Consider the following 17,970-nt stretch of genomic DNA (forward strand, 5'->3'; position numbering starts at 1 on the left):
TTAAACTGACCGGATCACAAAGCTTGGTTGCTGCCTAAAAATTCACAAAATGACAGAAGCAAACGTTTTAGTAATCGATGATGACGATGATATTCTATTAAGTGCAAAGCTATTTTTAAAGCAGCATTTCAATCAGGTTGTCACTTGCAAATCACCAAAGGAAATCAATGTTCTACTGAGCCATAACGAAATAGATATCATTCTGCTGGATATGAACTACCAAAAAGGGGCAAGCAATGGCCGGGAAGGACTTTATTGGTTAGAACACATCTTATCTATTGATAAAGACTATGTAGTTATTTTAATGACTGCCTATGGAAATGTAGAATTGGCTGTACAGGCCATCAAAAAAGGGGCAACTGATTTTATCCTTAAACCCTGGGAAAATGAAAAGCTCTACGCAACGCTTTCCGCTGCTTCTAAACTAAGACAATCCACTAAAAAAGTTAAAAAACTAGAGAAGATCAATACCTCGATTCAAACTGATCAGGCGCGCAAATTTGAGCATATCATCGGCACTTCTGAGCCTATCAAGCATTTACAAAACACTTTAATTAAGGTAGCCCCAACTGATGCCAACGTATTGATCCTTGGAGAAAACGGCACTGGAAAACAGGTTTTCGCCTACGAAATCCATAAACATTCGCTAAGAAAAAACCACATTTTTATGCATGTCGATCTGGGTTCCTTAAATGAGAACCTCTTTGAAAGTGAACTGTTCGGTTATGCTAAAGGTGCCTTTACCGATGCCCGGGATGACCGGCCGGGAAGATTCGAACTTGCTGATAACGGAACCATATTCCTGGATGAGATCGGTAACCTTTCGCTTCCTCTACAATCCAAACTGCTCACTGTGCTGCAGAACCGGACTGTAACGCGTTTGGGAGAGAGTAAAGATCGTAAAGTGAATGTAAGACTAATTACAGCCACCAATATGCCTTTGAATGAGATGGTTGCCAAGGGCACATTCCGTCAGGATTTACTTTTCCGGATTAATACTGTAGAATTGGAACTTCCTCCTCTGCACAAACGTGCAGAAGACATCATACAGCTCGCTAATCATTTTTTACACACATTCAGTACTAAGTATCATAAAAGTATCACCAACATCACCGAAAAGGCTGAGAAGACTTTATTAAACTATCATTGGCCGGGGAATGTCCGTGAATTGCAGCATGTGATTGAACGGGCTATTATTATGGCAGATGGGAAAGAAATTACCGAGCAGGATTTGCAATTGAGCCCACAAAGGTTTGGTGGCACTGCATCAATACCACAAACACTCGATCTGGAAGAAATGGAGAAGATGATGGTGCAAAAGGCAATAGAAAACCACAAAGGAAATATATCCCGTGCGGCGGCTGAGCTTGGTCTGACCCGTGCAGCCCTGTACCGCAGGATAGAAAAATTCGGATTATAGCTTATGTTTTATCAACGTTTTACTTTCAGGCTCCTTTTTAGCCTTTTACTGATCAACTCACTGGCTTTGCTGCTGGCTTACCTGGTGCTCAAAACCCAGCTCTGGTTTACCATTGCTGGTGTCTCCAGCATCTTTTTGATCAGTATCGTTTCGCTCTACAATTATATCAACCAGATCAGAGCTGATATCAAACGTTTTATACTCGCTATAAAAACCCGGGATCATACCTTAAACTTCAGAAATAAAAGTACCAAAGGCAGTTTCCCTGACCTTTACAGTTCCTTTGATGACATCATTAAAACGCATAAAGACATCCAACTGGAACAGGATGCTATGTTTCAGCTCATTAAAACCATTCTTCAGCAAGTTCCAGTTGGCGTGATTGTACTGAAAGACGACAACACCATACCCGAACAAGCTGAAATCTCCTTCTTTAATGAGGCCGCAGCAGCCTTACTAAAAGTTCCAGCCTATAAATACTGGCATCGCCTGAAAGAGCACCTTCCCCTTTTTGCTACTGAAATAGAGCGCATAGAAAGAGGAGGTAAGAGATTCCTTGAATTAAAAATTCAGGACAAACTGATCCAGCTCTCTACCGAAGTAATCCCGATCAACCTCTACAATACAAATTACAGGATCATCTCTTTCCAGAACATCAAGGATGAAATTGAGCAAAAAGAAATAGAAGCATGGAACAGGCTCATCGGAGTTATCTCTCATGAGATCCTAAATTCCATTACCCCCATCAGCTCTCTTTCTGATACCGTCAATACGATGGTTGCAAACAAAGATTCCCTGAACAAGGAGGAACTTGAAGATCTCAAACCCGCAATTCAAGCTATCAAAAGACGCTCAATTGGTTTGCTGGATTTTGTTAAAGACTACCGTTTAATTGCTGAATTACCAACCCCTGAACTCGAATCCCATAGTATAGGCGAAATCCTGCAGCACATCCAGGTTCTGATGCAGCCCTTTGCTGCTGCAAAAGACGTCAAACTATCAGTAGGTCAAACCTCTTCAAAAATCACCATCAACGTAGACTTGAAACTTGTAGAACAAGCCCTAATCAACCTGATCACCAACAGCATCCATGCCCTGGAAGACATCGATCATCCCCAGATAGAAATCGACTACCGTCTGGAACAAAGCAAGCTCTTCATAGACGTTACCGATAACGGTAAAGGAATAGAACCTGATCTTGCGGAGAAAATATTTGTCCCATTTTTCACGACCCGAAAAAACGGTTCTGGCATTGGCCTGACCATCACCCGTAACATCATGAAAATGCACTATGGCAACCTGGAAGTCAGTTCAACACCTCATGAAAAAACCGTCTTCTCCCTCGTTTTCAACTATGTTTAAGCCACCCTTTATAAAATAAATCGATAGATTTGTATCCTATGACTACCCTGCAATTACGTATTACTGAAATTTCACAACGTCCCGGAAACAACGTCTTTATTCAATTCGAACCCGTAAATGGCTTGCTGCCAAGCTACGAGGCAGGACAATTTCTGACTGTACTCTTCCAGGTCAACAACAAAGAAATCAGGCGTTCCTACTCCATCTGCAGCTCACCCGCCATAGATGAACCCCTCAGTATCGCAGTAAAACTCGTAGAAAATGGAGAAATCTCTAAATACCTGCACCACAAAACAGCCACCGGAGATATCCTGACCGTGTTGCCCCCAACAGGAATTTTCACCTACACCCCTGTTCAAACCATCAAACGTACCGTCTTCCTCTTTGCAGCCGGCGTGGGCATTACCCCTGTTTACTCCATTTTAAAAACAGCTCTTCTCCAGGAAGAAAACTCAAAAATAGTGCTGATCTACAGTAACCGTTCCGCCACTACAACCCTTTTCTACGAAGAACTAAACCAATGGCAAAAAGACTACCCCGAACGCTTTAAACTGATCTACCTGTTCAGCGACTCTAAGAACCTGCAGTTCGCACGCCTCAACAGCTTCGCATTCCACGACCTCTACAACTCCAACATCCAATACGACCAATCCGACGCCCTATGCTACACCTGCGGCCCAATTGACTATATGGTCATGTGCCGCATTTCCCTGTTAGGCTTAGGCTTCCGTATGGATCAGATAAAAAAAGAAACTTACTTCATCCCCGAAGACGAAGCGGACGACGACATGACCGAGAAGGTCATCAAAGACAAAAACACTTACACGGTCCTCCTTGAATTCAATAAAAACATTTACCAATTAGAAGTACCCTGGTATAAAAGAATCCTGGAAGTGGCCCTTGCCCACAACATCAACGTACCCTACAGCTGCGGGGCCGGGATATGCAGCTCCTGCGTGGCTTCCTGCACAGAAGGTGCTGTCAGAATGGACTACAACGAAGTCCTGACCGACGAAGAAATAGCAGCCGGCAGAGTATTGATCTGTACAGGGCATCCAACACAAAATAATACTAAAATCGTCATCTAAAGCACGATCACAATTTATCTTAAAATTCTATCCTGATCCTGTTACGCTAAGGTATTTATAATTCTATGCCCCAAAATTCCATCAAATTCAGAAATTAAAGCCTCATCTAATTCTGTATCCTTTAAAAAATCATTAAGAGATTAGCAATCCATTAACAACATCCAACTAGCAATCCATCAACAAAATCTAACCAACCATTGATAACAAGTAACTGCAATCCATAACGATATCTAACCAGCTAGCCATCAAAAAAATAACTAGCAATCCATCAACAACATCTAACAGCAATCCATATTACCAACAACCACAAGGTTGTGAATAAAGTATTGCGTTGTAAAACTCCTGCAACCGGTGGTCAGAAAGGATTAAAACCTGAATCAATTAAAAAAGGTTGAGCAGTTTTCTGAGCCTCGGATCCCTCATCAGGGAACGCAAGCCAGAAAACTGCTCAACCTTTTTTAATTGACCCTCAGGAAAAACCTCTTACCCGATCACCGTTCCATCAGTAATTACTGCATCCTTCTTCACAACCACAATCCCATCCTTAACCGCATAACACTCAAAATCGCCATCCTCTAAATGAATCCCCCCATTGATCACTACATCATTCCCAATCCTGCAATTCTTATCAACGATCGCGTTAAAAATCTTACACCTGTCACCAATCCCAATCAGCGGTCTGCCCGCAGCATTTTCCTCTGCAATCTCCGAAAGCGTCTGATACCTGTCGCTACCCATAATATAAGTATTTTCAATAGACGTACCATTTCCAATCCTCGACCTGATACCAATCACAGAATGCTTAATCAGATCTGCATTCAAAATACACCCCTCCGCGATAACCGCTTTCACTAAAGACGTACTTAAAATCTTCGTTGGAGGCAACATCCTCGGCCTTGTGAAAATACTCTGATTACTATCAAATAAATTAAACTTTGGAATATCATCCGTTAAGCCCAGATTCGCCTCGAAGAAAGAGCAGATATTACCAATATCCGTCCAATACCCCTCATACTGAAAACTCAGTACTCTTTGCGTCTGTAATACACGTGGAATAATCTCCTTACCAAAATCCTTCTCATCAGGATTCTCAGCAAATATCCTTACCAGTAAATCCCTGTTAAAAATATAAATGCCCATTGAAGCCAGGTAATTACGTCCCTCAGCCTGCATTTCCGGTCCCGTATCAGAAGCCCAGTCTACCAATAATTCAGCACTCGGCTTCTCAATAAAAGAAGTAATTATATTTTCTTCATTCGCCTTTAAGATACCGAAACTCGTTGCATCCTTAGCCGTACTTGGAATAGTCGCTAAAGTAACCTCCGCGCCACTTTCCTCATGCGCCAGTAACATCTCATTGAAATCCATCTGATACAGCTGATCACCCGACAATATCAGGACATATTCAAAATCATGCTGTAACAAGTGATGCATTGTCTGACGCACAGCATCAGCAGTGCCCTGGAACCACGTTGGGTTATCAGGAGTTTGCTCTGCCGCAAGTATATCCACAAAAGCATCACTGAAGTGACTAAAATGGTATGTATTTTTAATGTGCTTATTTAACGATGCCGAATTAAACTGCGTAAGTACAAACATGCGGTGAATACCAGAATTCAGACAATTAGAAATAGGAATGTCTACCAAACGATATTTCCCAGCAATCGGAACTGCGGGCTTGGAACGGGTCTGCGTAAGCGGTGATAATCTGGAGCCCTGGCCACCGCCGAGGATAACTCCTAGTACTTTTTCAGTCATATGAATAAATTACATTTGGTACAGATCTATATATTGTTGGGCTGCCTTATCCCAGGAGTGGTCCAGTTGCATTGTGAATTTCAAAATCTCTTTTACCTGTTTCTTATTCTGGTAAATATCATAAGCTCTTCCAATAGCCTGTCCAACATCTTCTACACTTGTTTGGTCATGGCAAATACCAAACCCACCATCACCTATATCCACCACCGTATCTTTTAATCCGCCTATTCTTCTTACAATTGGTATCGTACCATAACGCAAGGCATATAGCTGATTCAACCCACAAGGCTCTACCCTTGAAGGCATCAATAAGAAATCTGCTCCCGCATAAATCTGGTGGGACAACGTTTCATTGTAACCGATATAAGCGTTATAATTTCCGGGGAACCATTCCTTTAATTCAACCAGTTTTTCTTCAACCTCAGGCTCACCTGATCCCAGCACAAGAATATTGATATTCCCGTAACTGTGTGCTAATGAATTATGGAAAATTGCAGGCAATAAATCTGCTCCCTTCTCTCCTACTAACCTGCCAATAAAAGTGAACAGCGGTTTTGCAGGATCTAAATTAAAAACATCGCATAAGGCCGCTTTGTTTGCTTTCTTTCCACTTTCTACCGTCCTTATTGCGTAATTTTTTGTTAACATAGGATCTTTTTGCGGATCCCATACTTCATTGTCTATACCATTTAAAATTCCGGCAGACTTTCCTCTTTCACTCGCTAAAAGACTTTCCAGTCCATTGGCATTATAACTGATCTCTTCCAGGTAACTTGGAGAAACAGTCGTTACACGCCATGCACATTTAATCGCTGAAGCCAGTGGATTAATATCTTTTTTCCATTCCAGCAAGCCCGATCTCCAAAGATCAAAAGCTGGCAGATAATGTAACTTATCCCATCCAAATTGCCCCTGATATTGCGCATTGTGGATAGTAAGTATAGTCGGAATATTTCTGAGGTCTTTATATTTCTCACAATTGCCTGTCATAAATGGGACAAGGCCAGTGTGGTGATCATGACAATGGATTACATCAGGCCGGTGTTCCCATTGATTGATCCAGTCTAGTGTTGCAATCTGATAAGCTAGAAAACGCTCGGTATCATCTTCGTAACCATAAACTTTATCGCGGTCTGTAAGACCAGCAATGTGAACAAGGTAAAGATCAAAACCCAGTTTATTGGTTTTCTCTCTGAAGATACGAACAGGAAAATGACGTGTTCCAAGGTTGCCCCATCCATCATACACAACTTCAAATTCGTTTTGAAGCAGAAATGAATTGTTATAGGCTGGCATCACCACTTTAGCATAATGGCCAAGTTTGGTTTGGTATTTAGGTAATGCACCTACTACATCCCCTAACCCGCCAACTTTAGCTATCGGATAACATTCTGCGCTAAGATGAATTATTTCCATAAATTATTTGGAGTACTGAGGTAAGAGGTTGTTTATAATTTGCTATTAAAATATGAGTTATAACCCAAATAAGCGCAGTTTGTTTTTCATTAAATTGTATTATTTTTTTTCAATGTCTATCAGGCTTATTTTGTTATTGTTAGGATATTTATTTAAATATTTAAACATTATATGGAAATACAGGAGTAAGTTGGGTTTTTAATTAAATATTAAATTTATTATTGATATGGAAATTTACAAAAAATGTTTTTGGATTAGCATGATCTTTTTATTGGGGTTACCGGGCTGTAAAAAGAAAGATGGAGCAGTTCAGAATTCCGAAATTATTCCACCAATTGTGGAGGTTGGAGCAAGGAAATTAATTCCAGTACAGCTGGGAACCGGAAAGTCGAAGTTGGTGATTAGCTATACCCCGCAATCCGCTATTCAAAAGATGACACACGAAGACGGGAGAACGCTGGTGATGACCTATGATCAAACAGGTAAGCCCATAGAGCTGGAGCGTTTTAAGAATGATGAGCCCGTTTCTGGTACAAGTTACGAGCTGGATGAGAAAGGCAGGGTAATCAGCGGTACCACCTACAAAATAAAAGGGAATAACTATAGCCAGACCGGAACTTACGAACTGGATTACAATACAGAAAACCAGGTCATTAATGCAAGTTATTTCGATATCAATAACCGAAAGATAGCCGAACACGAGAAAAGCTACCATACGACCGGCAGCCTGAGTGCTGACAAAGGAGGTACACTCAGCTTAAGCTATGACTATGATCTTAAAAATGGCATGTTCAAGCACAGCAGTTATACCTGGTTGCTGCAACTGGAGAAAGAAAACAACCTTTTCCCTGCAGAGATGCAACTCTTTCTTTCAGGAATAAATAACATACAGTTTTGCAATAACCTGCTGAGCCCGGATATGCAGCAGAGTTTTAGCTATATTTTTAACAAGGATGGTTATCCGGAAACTATCAATGCAACCATTGATGGAGTAAAAAGTTCAGTTAAAGTGGTTTATAAAGGACTCTGATAAACTATGGAGAGGTACCGGAATGAATATTGAATCAATCCGGCACCTTTTTTTTTATGATATTTTAGAAATTAAACCCTACCGAGATGTAAGGCATTGTACTTTCTTTTGAAAAGCCTACTGCCGCCTGGATCAGGATTAAATCTGCTGGAACAATGTAAATTCCACCACCATAACCGTGATGCCACTGATTGGAAGTTTGTCCCGGCATCCATACGCGACCTACGTCGTTAAAGCCTAAAAGACCCAATGAACCAGGCACAATATAAGATGTAAAGTCAAACAGCTTCATACGCAGGTCAAGGTTATAATACAGCATAGATTTTCCTGTAAAACGGTTGGTATGGAAACCGCGCAGGTTATGCACACCACCCAACTGCATTTGCTGGAAAAATTCAGGATCACCAATAGTAGTACCTCCACCCAGGCGGTTCGCAATTACAAAACCAGAATGCCCCGGATTCAGATAATAACGGAATTCTGATTGTATTTTCCCGTAACGCTCATGATCTCCATTGAGCTGCTGGTTAGCGGTAATCCTGGTATTCCAGTACATTCCTTTTTTAGGAATAGAGATATTATCTCTGGAATCATATTTTATTTCCGTAATCAGACCTGCGTAAACACGGTCTGAGAAAACAGATTCTTCCGGGTTACTCAGGTTGAAATCATTCAGGAACCGATTTTCGTTTCCTTTACGGCTGCTGGTATAGTACTCTGTGGCCAGTCCCCCGCCTATGGTCCATTTGTCAAGTTTTTCATAGACCTGAAAATCTGCCGTCAGGTAATCGTAGCGGTTTCTGTAATAAGACATCCCTTTAGGATCCTCTTTGATAAAAGCAGTCTCATTACCCAGGCCAAAAAAGTTACTCAGGTTATTCGGGCCCAGCAGGTTTGCATTCACTTTGAAATTAACATTTCCGATTACTTTTTTAAAGTCTCCCGCATAGCTTAAGATAAAGGATTTTCGACCCGTTGAATAATCTACCCAAAATTCCTGGTGAGAAGCGTAAGGGGTTTTCCTAAAACCCTGTTTCTCAAGGATCAAACCTACCCCTGCTTGTATTCCCTGGTCAATATTATAGTTTACATGAAACAGTGGCCCGAACTGGTCGAATACAAAGCTTCTTTTATTGTGTTGATTGACGCTTGTATCTGTTGACAGACGAAGTTTGGCTACACTGGCGGCTGGAAGGTCGTTCTCTTCATCCGAACGGTCATAGATATAAGTATTGGATTTATGATTCAGCGCCTGGTCAATTTCAAACTTGTCATGACCATCTCCACCAATCATACGAACTTTGATCGGTGATTTTGTTTTTCCGGTAACTTCAAAAACATCATCTCCTCCCATTCCATATAACCTGATTTCGTTGGTTAACTTCGGATCAAAGGTGCGTTGATAAAGCTTTCTGCCTGTTTCACCATTCTTTTTAATATTTCTGACCGTCAGTTCAATCTGACCATTTTTCTGATGCTTCACTTCAAAATACTCTTTTTTATCAGAAGCAGGAATTTCGACAGTAGTGGCCAGAAAACGATAATAAGTCATTGCACTTTTCTCCAGATTATCTTTCCTCGCTATCATGATTTGCAAGGTCTGTTCTCCACCTTGCGCAAAGATATTTGCCGGCATCAGTAACATTGATTTCCTTAAAAGGGCAGGCGTCAATTTCTCTTGCACATATTTGATTTCTTCCTGCCAGTCTTTTTCACTCAGTCCGCTCAGGAAATATCTGTCAAAATAGCGTTGATAAAAATTCCACTGGTCGACTGCCCTGATATTTGGTTCATAAGGCTGATGTTTTGCATTCAGCCATTGATGAGAAAGAATCCACGGGAATACACCAGAAGACTTAAAGAACACTTTATCCCGGTCACGCGGGACAGGAACATATTCCTTATCGCCTTTCTTATCTTCTAGCTTCAACCATCTCCAATTATCCTCATGTCTATCCCAATCACCTACAATAAAATCAAGCAATCTTGCTCTTAATACCAGTTTTTGATTAAAATGAATGTCATTATCTTCTTCTACTTTCCGCTGTGCTTTGATGGTATTGTCACTTTTCTCATAGCCGGTTGGCATACGTTCTTCCAATAGATAAACCGCATTGGCAAAATCTTTCCTGTATTCACCCAATGCCGGATCATCTCCAACATATACAATTTCGGGATTAGCATGCGGAAGGTCAAGAGCATCGGCTAATGGAGGAACTATTAATGCAGAATAAGGATGACTCGTAGAGATCTGATCCTGCACAATGTCTTTTGCAATCGTTGCCCTGAGATTTTCAGGTAAACCTCTTTCAGAATATTTCTGTACAGTTCTTAAAACCCATTCCCTACCCGAAGCATCTTCCAAACGCATCGACCGGGTCTGCATCCCTCCACCCATCTGCAGAAATTTCATCCCGCCTTGTTCTTTCTGCAAGTCAACAACCCGCATCTTTACAGGCGTAGCCCATTGTTTACGGTAATTTTCCCCTAAAAAGAACCGGTGTGTTTTGGATACCGCATCATATTCAGGAGCAATCGCTACAGTAATAGAATCCTTTGTACCTTTGACTTGCGCATTTATAAATAACGGGAAACTAAAAAACAGAGTAGTTAATGATACTGTCAGGTTTATCTTATTCTTTCTGGAAATTATGATCATTTAATCTGTTTTTAAACGGCGACTGTTACGCGCAATGCTTTAAGTCCTTCCACACCTTGTAATTCTTCTACCTCCAGGTATTCTACCTGATTGTTCAGCAGGCCTTGCTTCTGTAATTTATGGATATAAATCATATATTCATCTGCCTCTGAACCATTGAAATAAACAATAGCAATTTTACCCGGCTGGGTCAGGCGTTCTGAACTTTCTTTGATATGTGCTTTGTCAATCCTTTTCTTCACCATCTGATACCGGATATTGTAACTTCCCTCGACATCAAATCTTTGTTCATCAATACGGAAACTAATGTCAATGATCTTCTCATAAACAAAAATCAGCTGTGTCGTTTCCAATGGTATCGGTAAGGAGGGTTTCAGCTCATGTGTTAGTTTTGTAATCTGTGCAATAGCTTTCAACTGCCTCAACCGGAAATCGGCCACTAAATCAGTCTTGAACTCTCTGTCAGGAGCAATCGAATGTCCGAGGTAAATATCAAACTCTACCCCATCAGTTCTGAATTTCTCAAAATAACAAGGGTGTTCCTGTTGTAATTCTGCATTGAACTGATCCAGGTGTTTATTGACTGCCTGGTTGATGGTCTGCATGCTTCGCTCATAATTATCCCTGTTTTCAAAGATCTTCCCTCCCTGGTGTGTCAGCTCAAAATATTCATTAATGATTCCTTCAGCCTCAGGATAGACTTCTTTAAGGACGTTCAGATAAGGAGGAAGCTGATGTTGTAAATAGTCATCAGTTTTCATAATTTCCCGGTCAGAAATCTCATCAAAACCTTTATGGTCCCAGGACGATTGCTGTCTTGGAAAATCATCTTCTACAATTTCCGGAATAACAGCCTTCAGATTTCCCAATGCAGTTTCCAGGATCTCAAAATGTGCAAACAAATCTTTCCGGATCATCAGGTTCCGTTCAATACTCGAATTCCTGATATCAATTGCCCCATAAAATGGATGCACGTCCTCAAAATAAACAGGTTCAACAGGCAGGTCTTTCTCCCATCCGCCAGATTGCATATAATTGTAAGCAACCTCATTGAAACGCCATGCTACAGAAGATTGAAGGGCTGTAAATTTATCCGTTACAATTGTGGTAATCTCATTGTTAAAATCAACAATAATATTCTGGTAAAGCTGGGCAAGTAAAGGAAATGCACTTTCAATTCTGGACAAAGTATTCCCATTGAAAGCAGAACTGTCTTTGGTATAAAGTTCTAAACAACCAATCAGTTTGGCATTATAATACAATGGAAAGATAGCATAAGACTTAATTCCTGCAGCTGCAACAAGCTTCAGCATCGGAAAAGTTGAGTATTCTTCAATATTAATCTCAGGAAAGATCAATCTTCGCGGGTTTGCCACGAAGTCTGCTACGAGCTTGGAATATTCTGCTTCATTGACTCCACTAAGCTTTGCCTGCTGAATAATTACACTTTGAAAACCCTCATGAAAGTAAGGTAAGACCTTATCATTTAATTTCAAATAAGGCAGTAGCCCGAATGAGATCTGATCACTGCCAACTAAAGATTTTAATGCGGTTGAAATTGAAGCAGTACTCCACCCTATCTGACATTGGTTATGTGATATAATAGCATTTTTAATAGACTCTAATGCATATTCCGCAGTAATATCTACTAAGCTTACAATAGAAATCCCCTCTACACGGAACATTTCTGAAGGCAATAGCGTCATCAGCGTATCCAGGCTATTCGTTTCATCCTGCATATACTCCTTCACGTTCTGAAGTGTCAGCTCAGGTAAAGCTTTAGTACTGGTGATTTCTACAAAACGGCTATCTATATTTAATTTGTAATATTTTAATAATTGCGTATCATGGTCAACAATAGATTTAATCACATGCTGATCTGTTCCCAGGCTAAAGTTATAAAACTTTTGCAGCACGAGGTTGTACAGCGTAGTTAGCATGGTCTTTTGCATCTCCTTTTGAGAAGGTAAAGCCAGATCCGTATTCAGACCTTCCTTTTTATCATCCAGCAAAACTTTATAAAAAGCATTTGTCCCATAATGAAAGCAAGGACAAACCGGTTTACTTAAAGCCCAAAGCTGTTCCTTCTCGTCGTTGATGATAGGAGACAGCGCAGTATAAATCAGTTCATATAGGTGATTGTATTTAGCTACATTGGCAGCAGGGATTGGATCCATCAATTCTGGAAAAGCAGAAAATTGTTCCAGCAGATAGGTATAGAAATTTATTTTGGCTGTCTTTTCTACTTTAATTTTTTCCGTCAGGAAATTGATAAATGGTTTTAAAGAAAGCCGGATATCTGCTTTCATCCCATTTAATTCGTCTCCGCACACGAACTTGTTAAAGTCAATAGTTATTGCCTGCATTTTTTGTTTTTAGGTATAAGAGTCATTAATAAATTTACGCAGATTCTTAAGGTTTACGTTTAAACTTTAAAATATTTCCAGAGGTCAGTTCATCACCTTCATTAGAAATATACAGGTTCATCTGGTTATCAAAAGCTATTCCTTCGGGCTGTGCAAAAATAGAAGAATTTAACCGGTGCACACTTTTAACTTTCCAGTCCGGACCAGCTACCAATAGCAGTTTATTTACCGAAGAAAGAATATACCAATCTCCTGAATGCGGATCTTTTGTTAATGCAGAAGCCTTTAACCCCGTTTTCAGAATTTGTCCTGAAGTTACCAGTTCACTCAGATCCATAGAGAAATTACCCGAAGCAATTAATTCTTTTTTCGCTGGATTATAAGTAAAAATAAAACCGGACATCGTTTGGTTTTTTTTATCTCCTTTACAGTTTTTACACAGCAGGTAAACCTGGTTGGTTTGCTGGTCAGCATAAATACTCTCATATTCTCCGTCCGGCAAAATATCGTCCCATTCTTTGATCTTTCCCGCTTTCGGTTGAATTGCTTCTGTAAAAGGAAAAGTGAAAAGTGTGCCGTCGCTTCTCAGGATAATGACAGTCTCGTTTAAAATTGCCAGATCTTCATAATCTCCCTTCTTACCGAAAACTGCATGCTGTTGCTTTTTATTCCCCCAGGCTTGTCTGTAAAGCCGGCCTTCCTCATCCTGAATAGAATAGACCGTATCACTTTTACCTTTGTAAAAAGCAATTCCAGAGATCTCATGCAAACTTTCAGGCATAATAAATTTCTCAGGATGATTGAAATCATATCCTTTAGGGCTCGAATAAGATTGCTTTGCTGGCTTACAAGCATAAAACCCGATAAGGATCAGTATAGGCAAAAGGTAACTCAGCTTTTTAAGAAATGCTTTCATGATACGTTATTTTCGATGGTATGTGCAGTGGTTTCTTTCAGATAACTATAAATAGCCTGTTGAGAGCGGACTTTGACCTCGCCAGTACAATAGTTATTCTGCATTTCTTCGTTAAGTTCAACTGCCTGAACAGTATCGCTTAACTGTAAACTTAAGATTTCTATCAGTCTTATTTTTAATTCCTGGTCGTAGATTGGAAAACAGACCTCTATCCTGCCATAAATATTTCTGTTCATCCAATCGGCCGATCCCATAAAAAGATCCTTCGCACCGTTGTTGTGGAAAAGAAAGATCCGCCCATGTTCCAGATATCGGTCTACAATTCGCGTCACCGTAATGTTTTCACTTTGTCCTTCAATCCCCGGGATAAGACAACAGACACTGCGCACAATCAATTGTATTTTTACGCCCGCAGAAGAAGCTTCATAAAGCTTGGAAATTAATACCCGTTCTTCGAGGTTATTCATCTTAATCACCATTTCAGCTGGCAGCCCTTTTTTGGCATTGACGATTTCACGATCTATCCATGCAATAAATTTCTGCTGCAAATTGAATTGTGCAACTAATAAATGTTCGAAGTTAATGGCATCTTCAAGCAGTGGCTTTTTCTTTTTCTTGCTCAGGAAACCAAATAGCTGTTTCAACTCTTCGAGCATAGCCTGGTTAGCTGTCAATAAGATATGATCCGTATAAAAGCGCGCGGTTGATTCGTTCAGATTTCCTGTAGCCAGCAGTCCCAGATAATGACTCTGATTCCTGACTGTTCTTTTAACGAGTGCCACCTTTGCATGTACTTTCAGTTCTTTATTGCTATAGATGATTTTCACACCTGAAGCTTTCATCCGGGAAGCCCATTTAATATTATTGGCTTCATCAAATCTCGCTTTCAGCTCCACCATTACAGCAACCTTTTTACCATTTTTTGCCGCAGTCATCAAAGCATTTACAATTCTGGAATTATCTGCAACCCGGTAAAGCGTTACGTAAATCTCTTCAGTGAAACTGTCATTTGCAGCTTCATTGAAAAATCTTAATATCGGATCATAATTCTGATATGGAACATGAACCATCAGATCCTTTTTAAATATTTGTTCAAAAAGAGTTTCTTCTTTTTTCAGAAGCAGGTTGGGCAATGCAGGCCACTTTGGATAATTTAGCGCAGCTTCCTGAAGGGGGAAATTACTCAGATCCTTCATATTATGGTAATACCCACCTTCTACAACCGAAGAATTAGCTAAGTTGAGTGCATAAATAATTTTGTACAGATATCTGAGTGGTATCCCAGGCTGACATAGAAACCGGGTAGCGGTCCCCAGATCTCTTTTCTTTAACTCCTTTTCCAGCGCAATCGTAATATCTTCATCCAGATCTTCAATTTCCTCTTTAATATTCATCTCTGCATTTCTGGTGATCTTGATATTAAAGACGCCTTTGATTTCTTCAGCAGGAAAAAGATAATTCAGGTTATTTCTGATAATATCATCCAGAAAAACAACATATTTCTGATCATCTTTGTTCACCGCATACAACCTGGGCAAAACATCAGAAGGAAGGGTAATTAGTTCCAGGCGTTCTATACCGGCCGCATCCGAAAGGATTACTGCCTGGTATAATTTGTTATTTTCAGCAAAGAAGCCATCTTCATCCTTCGCTACTGAAAATAACCTGATATAAGCCAGTACTTCATTAAAGAAGATCCGGGATAATTCATCTGTTATCAATTCAGGAATAGCTTCATTGTATAACCAGTGGATATCCTTTGCTTTTAAAGCTGGCAAAAGCTGGTTAGCCAGTAAATGCCCAAACCTTTGCTGTTGCTGGTTGATTAAAAACTGAGCTTTATAATAATTATTATTTAATCCTGTACGCTCATCAAAGTTATCAATAGCCATCAAAACCGGCATCCTGACCCGGTAGAATTCATCCAGATTGGAAGAATAAATAGACAGAAACCTGATGCGCTCCAATAAGGGAACCTGCTCACTTTCGGCTTCCATCAATACGCGCTCATTAAAACTTAACCAGCTCAGGTCGCGGTTAAAAAAGGTATATTCTGTCATCGTATTTTTATAAAGCTACTACCGCACTGGCAATAACAAAAGCAAGAACGGAAGCAATAATACCGAACATAAATACATTATAGGCGATTCTCAGTAAACGGTATTTACGCCCTAAAACCACACCCTGAGAATATAAATCACGGATTAGGCTCCCATATAAGAACTCTCTGTCTTCCATCATTTTCTGCATTCCATTCACATAATCGGGTAAGGCCATCCGGTAAAAATTACCAAAGAACAGTAAGTTCACCTTTTTTTCATCAATATCCTGCTGACTAAAAGTTCCCGGAGGTACGGTAGGCCTGGTAGCCAGGATAGAAAAGACCATCGTCACCACACAAATAATCAGTAAGATTAATGTCGGGATGATCAAATGAGGATTATCTTCCAGTTTACGCAGCAGTACACTCAAAGTAACAGATAAAATGATAGAATTGGTAGAGATCATAATATGTGCTTTATTATCTGCCATATCACTCAACCGCTGATGGTTACCTGACGAAATCCGGAACATCGTTTCTATCCCCTTATCCGGGCGGTCACTTTTTTGCTTCTTATCTTTATTTTTTTTCTCCACAACTATTTCGGTCTGCTTTTCTGAGATAACCGGGGTTGAATCATGAAGAACCTCTTCCTTTTTTTTCCCATACTTGTCTTTAAATACTTTTTCTTTCAACTCGTTCAGATTTGATTCCTTTTTTGCTGCCAGTAAATCCTGACAGTAATCGGTATGGTAATGGTGCATTTCGAAAAGGACAATGGTTTTTGAACGCCATTCCTCTTTATCGATATCCCTGCCCGAAAAAGCAATTGCTTCCTTACGGATCAGTTTATTTCTTTCCTTAAAATCCTCACTGCCTAAATGAAAAAGATCTGCATCACATACAATTTCTTCTAATAACCCCACCGGGCGCTGAGGCATTTTTGTAGCCAGAATACAATTGGTTACCAAATCCGTTAATTCCGGCTCTGCCCCTTTTGATTCCAGAAATTCTTTAGCCAATGCCGCCCCGCGCTCTTCATGTCTTTCACAATTGGTCAGGTAACCTATATCGTGGAACCAAGCGGCTACATTGACCACAAAAAAGTCATGGTCTGACAATTGGTAATGGTTGGCTATTTTGACTACAGCCTTCACAACCTGCTCAGTATGCAACAAGTTATGATAAGTTAATCTCTCGTCTTTATTCAGGTGAAACAAGTTCGAGACATGTGCTCTGACCTGATCCAGGATATCCAGGTAATTCATCATATAAATATGGAGGTTTAAATTCTTAATTCCCAATGCCTTCAATAAGCATCTCTACGAGCTCATCAAAATATTCATGGGATTGTATTTCTGAAGGATTAATAGAGAGCGGAAAGTGTAAGCCCCTGAAAGCAACGATCAACACGAAAGACATCTTATGAATACTTTCTGCAGAAAGGTCTCTGAATTCCCCGCTTTGTGTACCTCCCAGAATGATTTCACTGATCATCCCCAACTGCATCTGTTCATATTTTAGTCTGAGCGGCAGCAACATCCTGCGGGATTCAATCATGTCTTCAAAAATCACTTTATAGAGACTGCGGAATTCCAGAATAGCTGTGCTTTGAAAATTCAGAAAAGCTTTTAGTTTATCTTCCGCAGAAAGTACACGGTTTACTGTTTCACGCAAATTTTTAATCACTGCTTTCATTTCATCTTTAACAACAGCAGCGAAGATTTCGTTTTTTCCGGGGAAATAATAATAAAGGGTACTTTTTCCTTTTCCGGCGGCTGCAGAGATATCTTCTATAGTTGTCTTTTTTAATCCGAATTTCCCAAACAAAGATTTGGCGGCAATTAAGATCTCACTAATTACGATTTCATCTTTATCCATAATCATTGTTTCAATAGGTTCTGCTTAACAGGT

The 17,970-nt window shown here is 40.1% G+C and carries 12 protein-coding genes; 4 read left to right on the forward strand and 8 right to left on the reverse strand.

What is annotated here, in order from left to right:
- The first annotated feature begins 49 nt into the window (after positions 1-49).
- From ABIB30_RS15065 to ABIB30_RS15075, 3 genes are read left to right on the forward strand one after another with little or no spacing between them, the layout of a single operon-like run.
- Positions 50-1,420, forward strand: a complete 1,371-nt coding sequence (locus ABIB30_RS15065) for a sigma-54-dependent transcriptional regulator (protein ID WP_354303365.1) — start codon at positions 50-52, stop codon at positions 1,418-1,420.
- A 3-nt stretch (positions 1,421-1,423) separates the two neighbouring features.
- A complete protein-coding gene (locus tag ABIB30_RS15070; protein WP_354303367.1) occupies positions 1,424-2,782 on the forward strand; it encodes a sensor histidine kinase in 1,359 nt (452 codons plus the stop codon).
- A gap of 38 nt (positions 2,783-2,820) precedes the next feature.
- Positions 2,821-3,870, forward strand: coding sequence for a 2Fe-2S iron-sulfur cluster-binding protein (locus tag ABIB30_RS15075; RefSeq protein WP_354303369.1), 1,050 nt, complete (start codon positions 2,821-2,823; stop codon positions 3,868-3,870).
- Positions 3,871-4,353: 483 nt separating this feature from the next.
- Here the strand turns inward: ABIB30_RS15075 and ABIB30_RS15080 are convergent, their stop codons facing one another.
- Complete coding sequence (locus tag ABIB30_RS15080) at positions 4,354-5,628, reverse strand: glucose-1-phosphate adenylyltransferase (protein WP_354303371.1); 1,275 nt, start codon at positions 5,626-5,628, stop codon at positions 4,354-4,356.
- Between the two features lie 9 nt (positions 5,629-5,637).
- A complete protein-coding gene (locus ABIB30_RS15085) occupies positions 5,638-7,044 on the reverse strand; it encodes a glycogen synthase (protein WP_354303373.1) in 1,407 nt (468 codons plus the stop codon).
- A 226-nt stretch (positions 7,045-7,270) separates the two neighbouring features.
- Between ABIB30_RS15085 and ABIB30_RS15090 the strand changes: the two genes are divergently transcribed.
- A complete protein-coding gene (locus tag ABIB30_RS15090) occupies positions 7,271-8,074 on the forward strand; it encodes a hypothetical protein (RefSeq protein ID WP_354303375.1) in 804 nt (267 codons plus the stop codon).
- A gap of 64 nt (positions 8,075-8,138) precedes the next feature.
- On the opposite strand, the gene ABIB30_RS15095 is transcribed toward ABIB30_RS15090, so the two are convergent.
- From ABIB30_RS15095 to ABIB30_RS15120, 6 genes are read right to left on the reverse strand one after another with little or no spacing between them, the layout of a single operon-like run.
- Positions 8,139-10,733: a BamA/TamA family outer membrane protein gene (locus tag ABIB30_RS15095; RefSeq protein WP_354303377.1), complete on the reverse strand. Its 2,595-nt coding sequence runs from the start codon at positions 10,731-10,733 to the stop codon at positions 8,139-8,141.
- Positions 10,734-10,744: 11 nt separating this feature from the next.
- Positions 10,745-13,099 carry a GAF domain-containing protein gene (locus ABIB30_RS15100; protein WP_354303379.1) on the reverse strand — a complete coding sequence of 785 codons (2,355 nt, stop codon included), beginning with the start codon at positions 13,097-13,099 and terminating at the stop codon, positions 10,745-10,747.
- A gap of 46 nt (positions 13,100-13,145) precedes the next feature.
- Positions 13,146-14,015: an SdiA-regulated domain-containing protein gene (locus tag ABIB30_RS15105; RefSeq protein WP_354303381.1), complete on the reverse strand. Its 870-nt coding sequence runs from the start codon at positions 14,013-14,015 to the stop codon at positions 13,146-13,148.
- Positions 14,012-16,075, reverse strand: coding sequence for a polyphosphate kinase 1 (gene ppk1, locus ABIB30_RS15110; protein ID WP_354303382.1), 2,064 nt, complete (start codon positions 16,073-16,075; stop codon positions 14,012-14,014). Before ppk1 ends, ABIB30_RS15105 begins: the two co-directional genes overlap by 4 nt.
- 7 nt (positions 16,076-16,082) lie before the next feature.
- Positions 16,083-17,324 (reverse strand): Pycsar system effector family protein, encoded by a 1,242-nt coding sequence (locus tag ABIB30_RS15115; protein WP_502931091.1) that lies wholly within the window; start codon positions 17,322-17,324, stop codon positions 16,083-16,085.
- 25 nt (positions 17,325-17,349) lie between these two features.
- Entirely contained in the window at positions 17,350-17,937 is a 588-nt protein-coding gene (locus tag ABIB30_RS15120; RefSeq protein WP_354303386.1) for a TetR/AcrR family transcriptional regulator, read from the reverse strand.
- Between the last annotated feature and the right edge of the window lie 33 nt (positions 17,938-17,970).

This window comes from Pedobacter sp. UYP1, assembly GCF_040547305.1.
GTDB lineage: Bacteria > Bacteroidota > Bacteroidia > Sphingobacteriales > Sphingobacteriaceae > Pedobacter.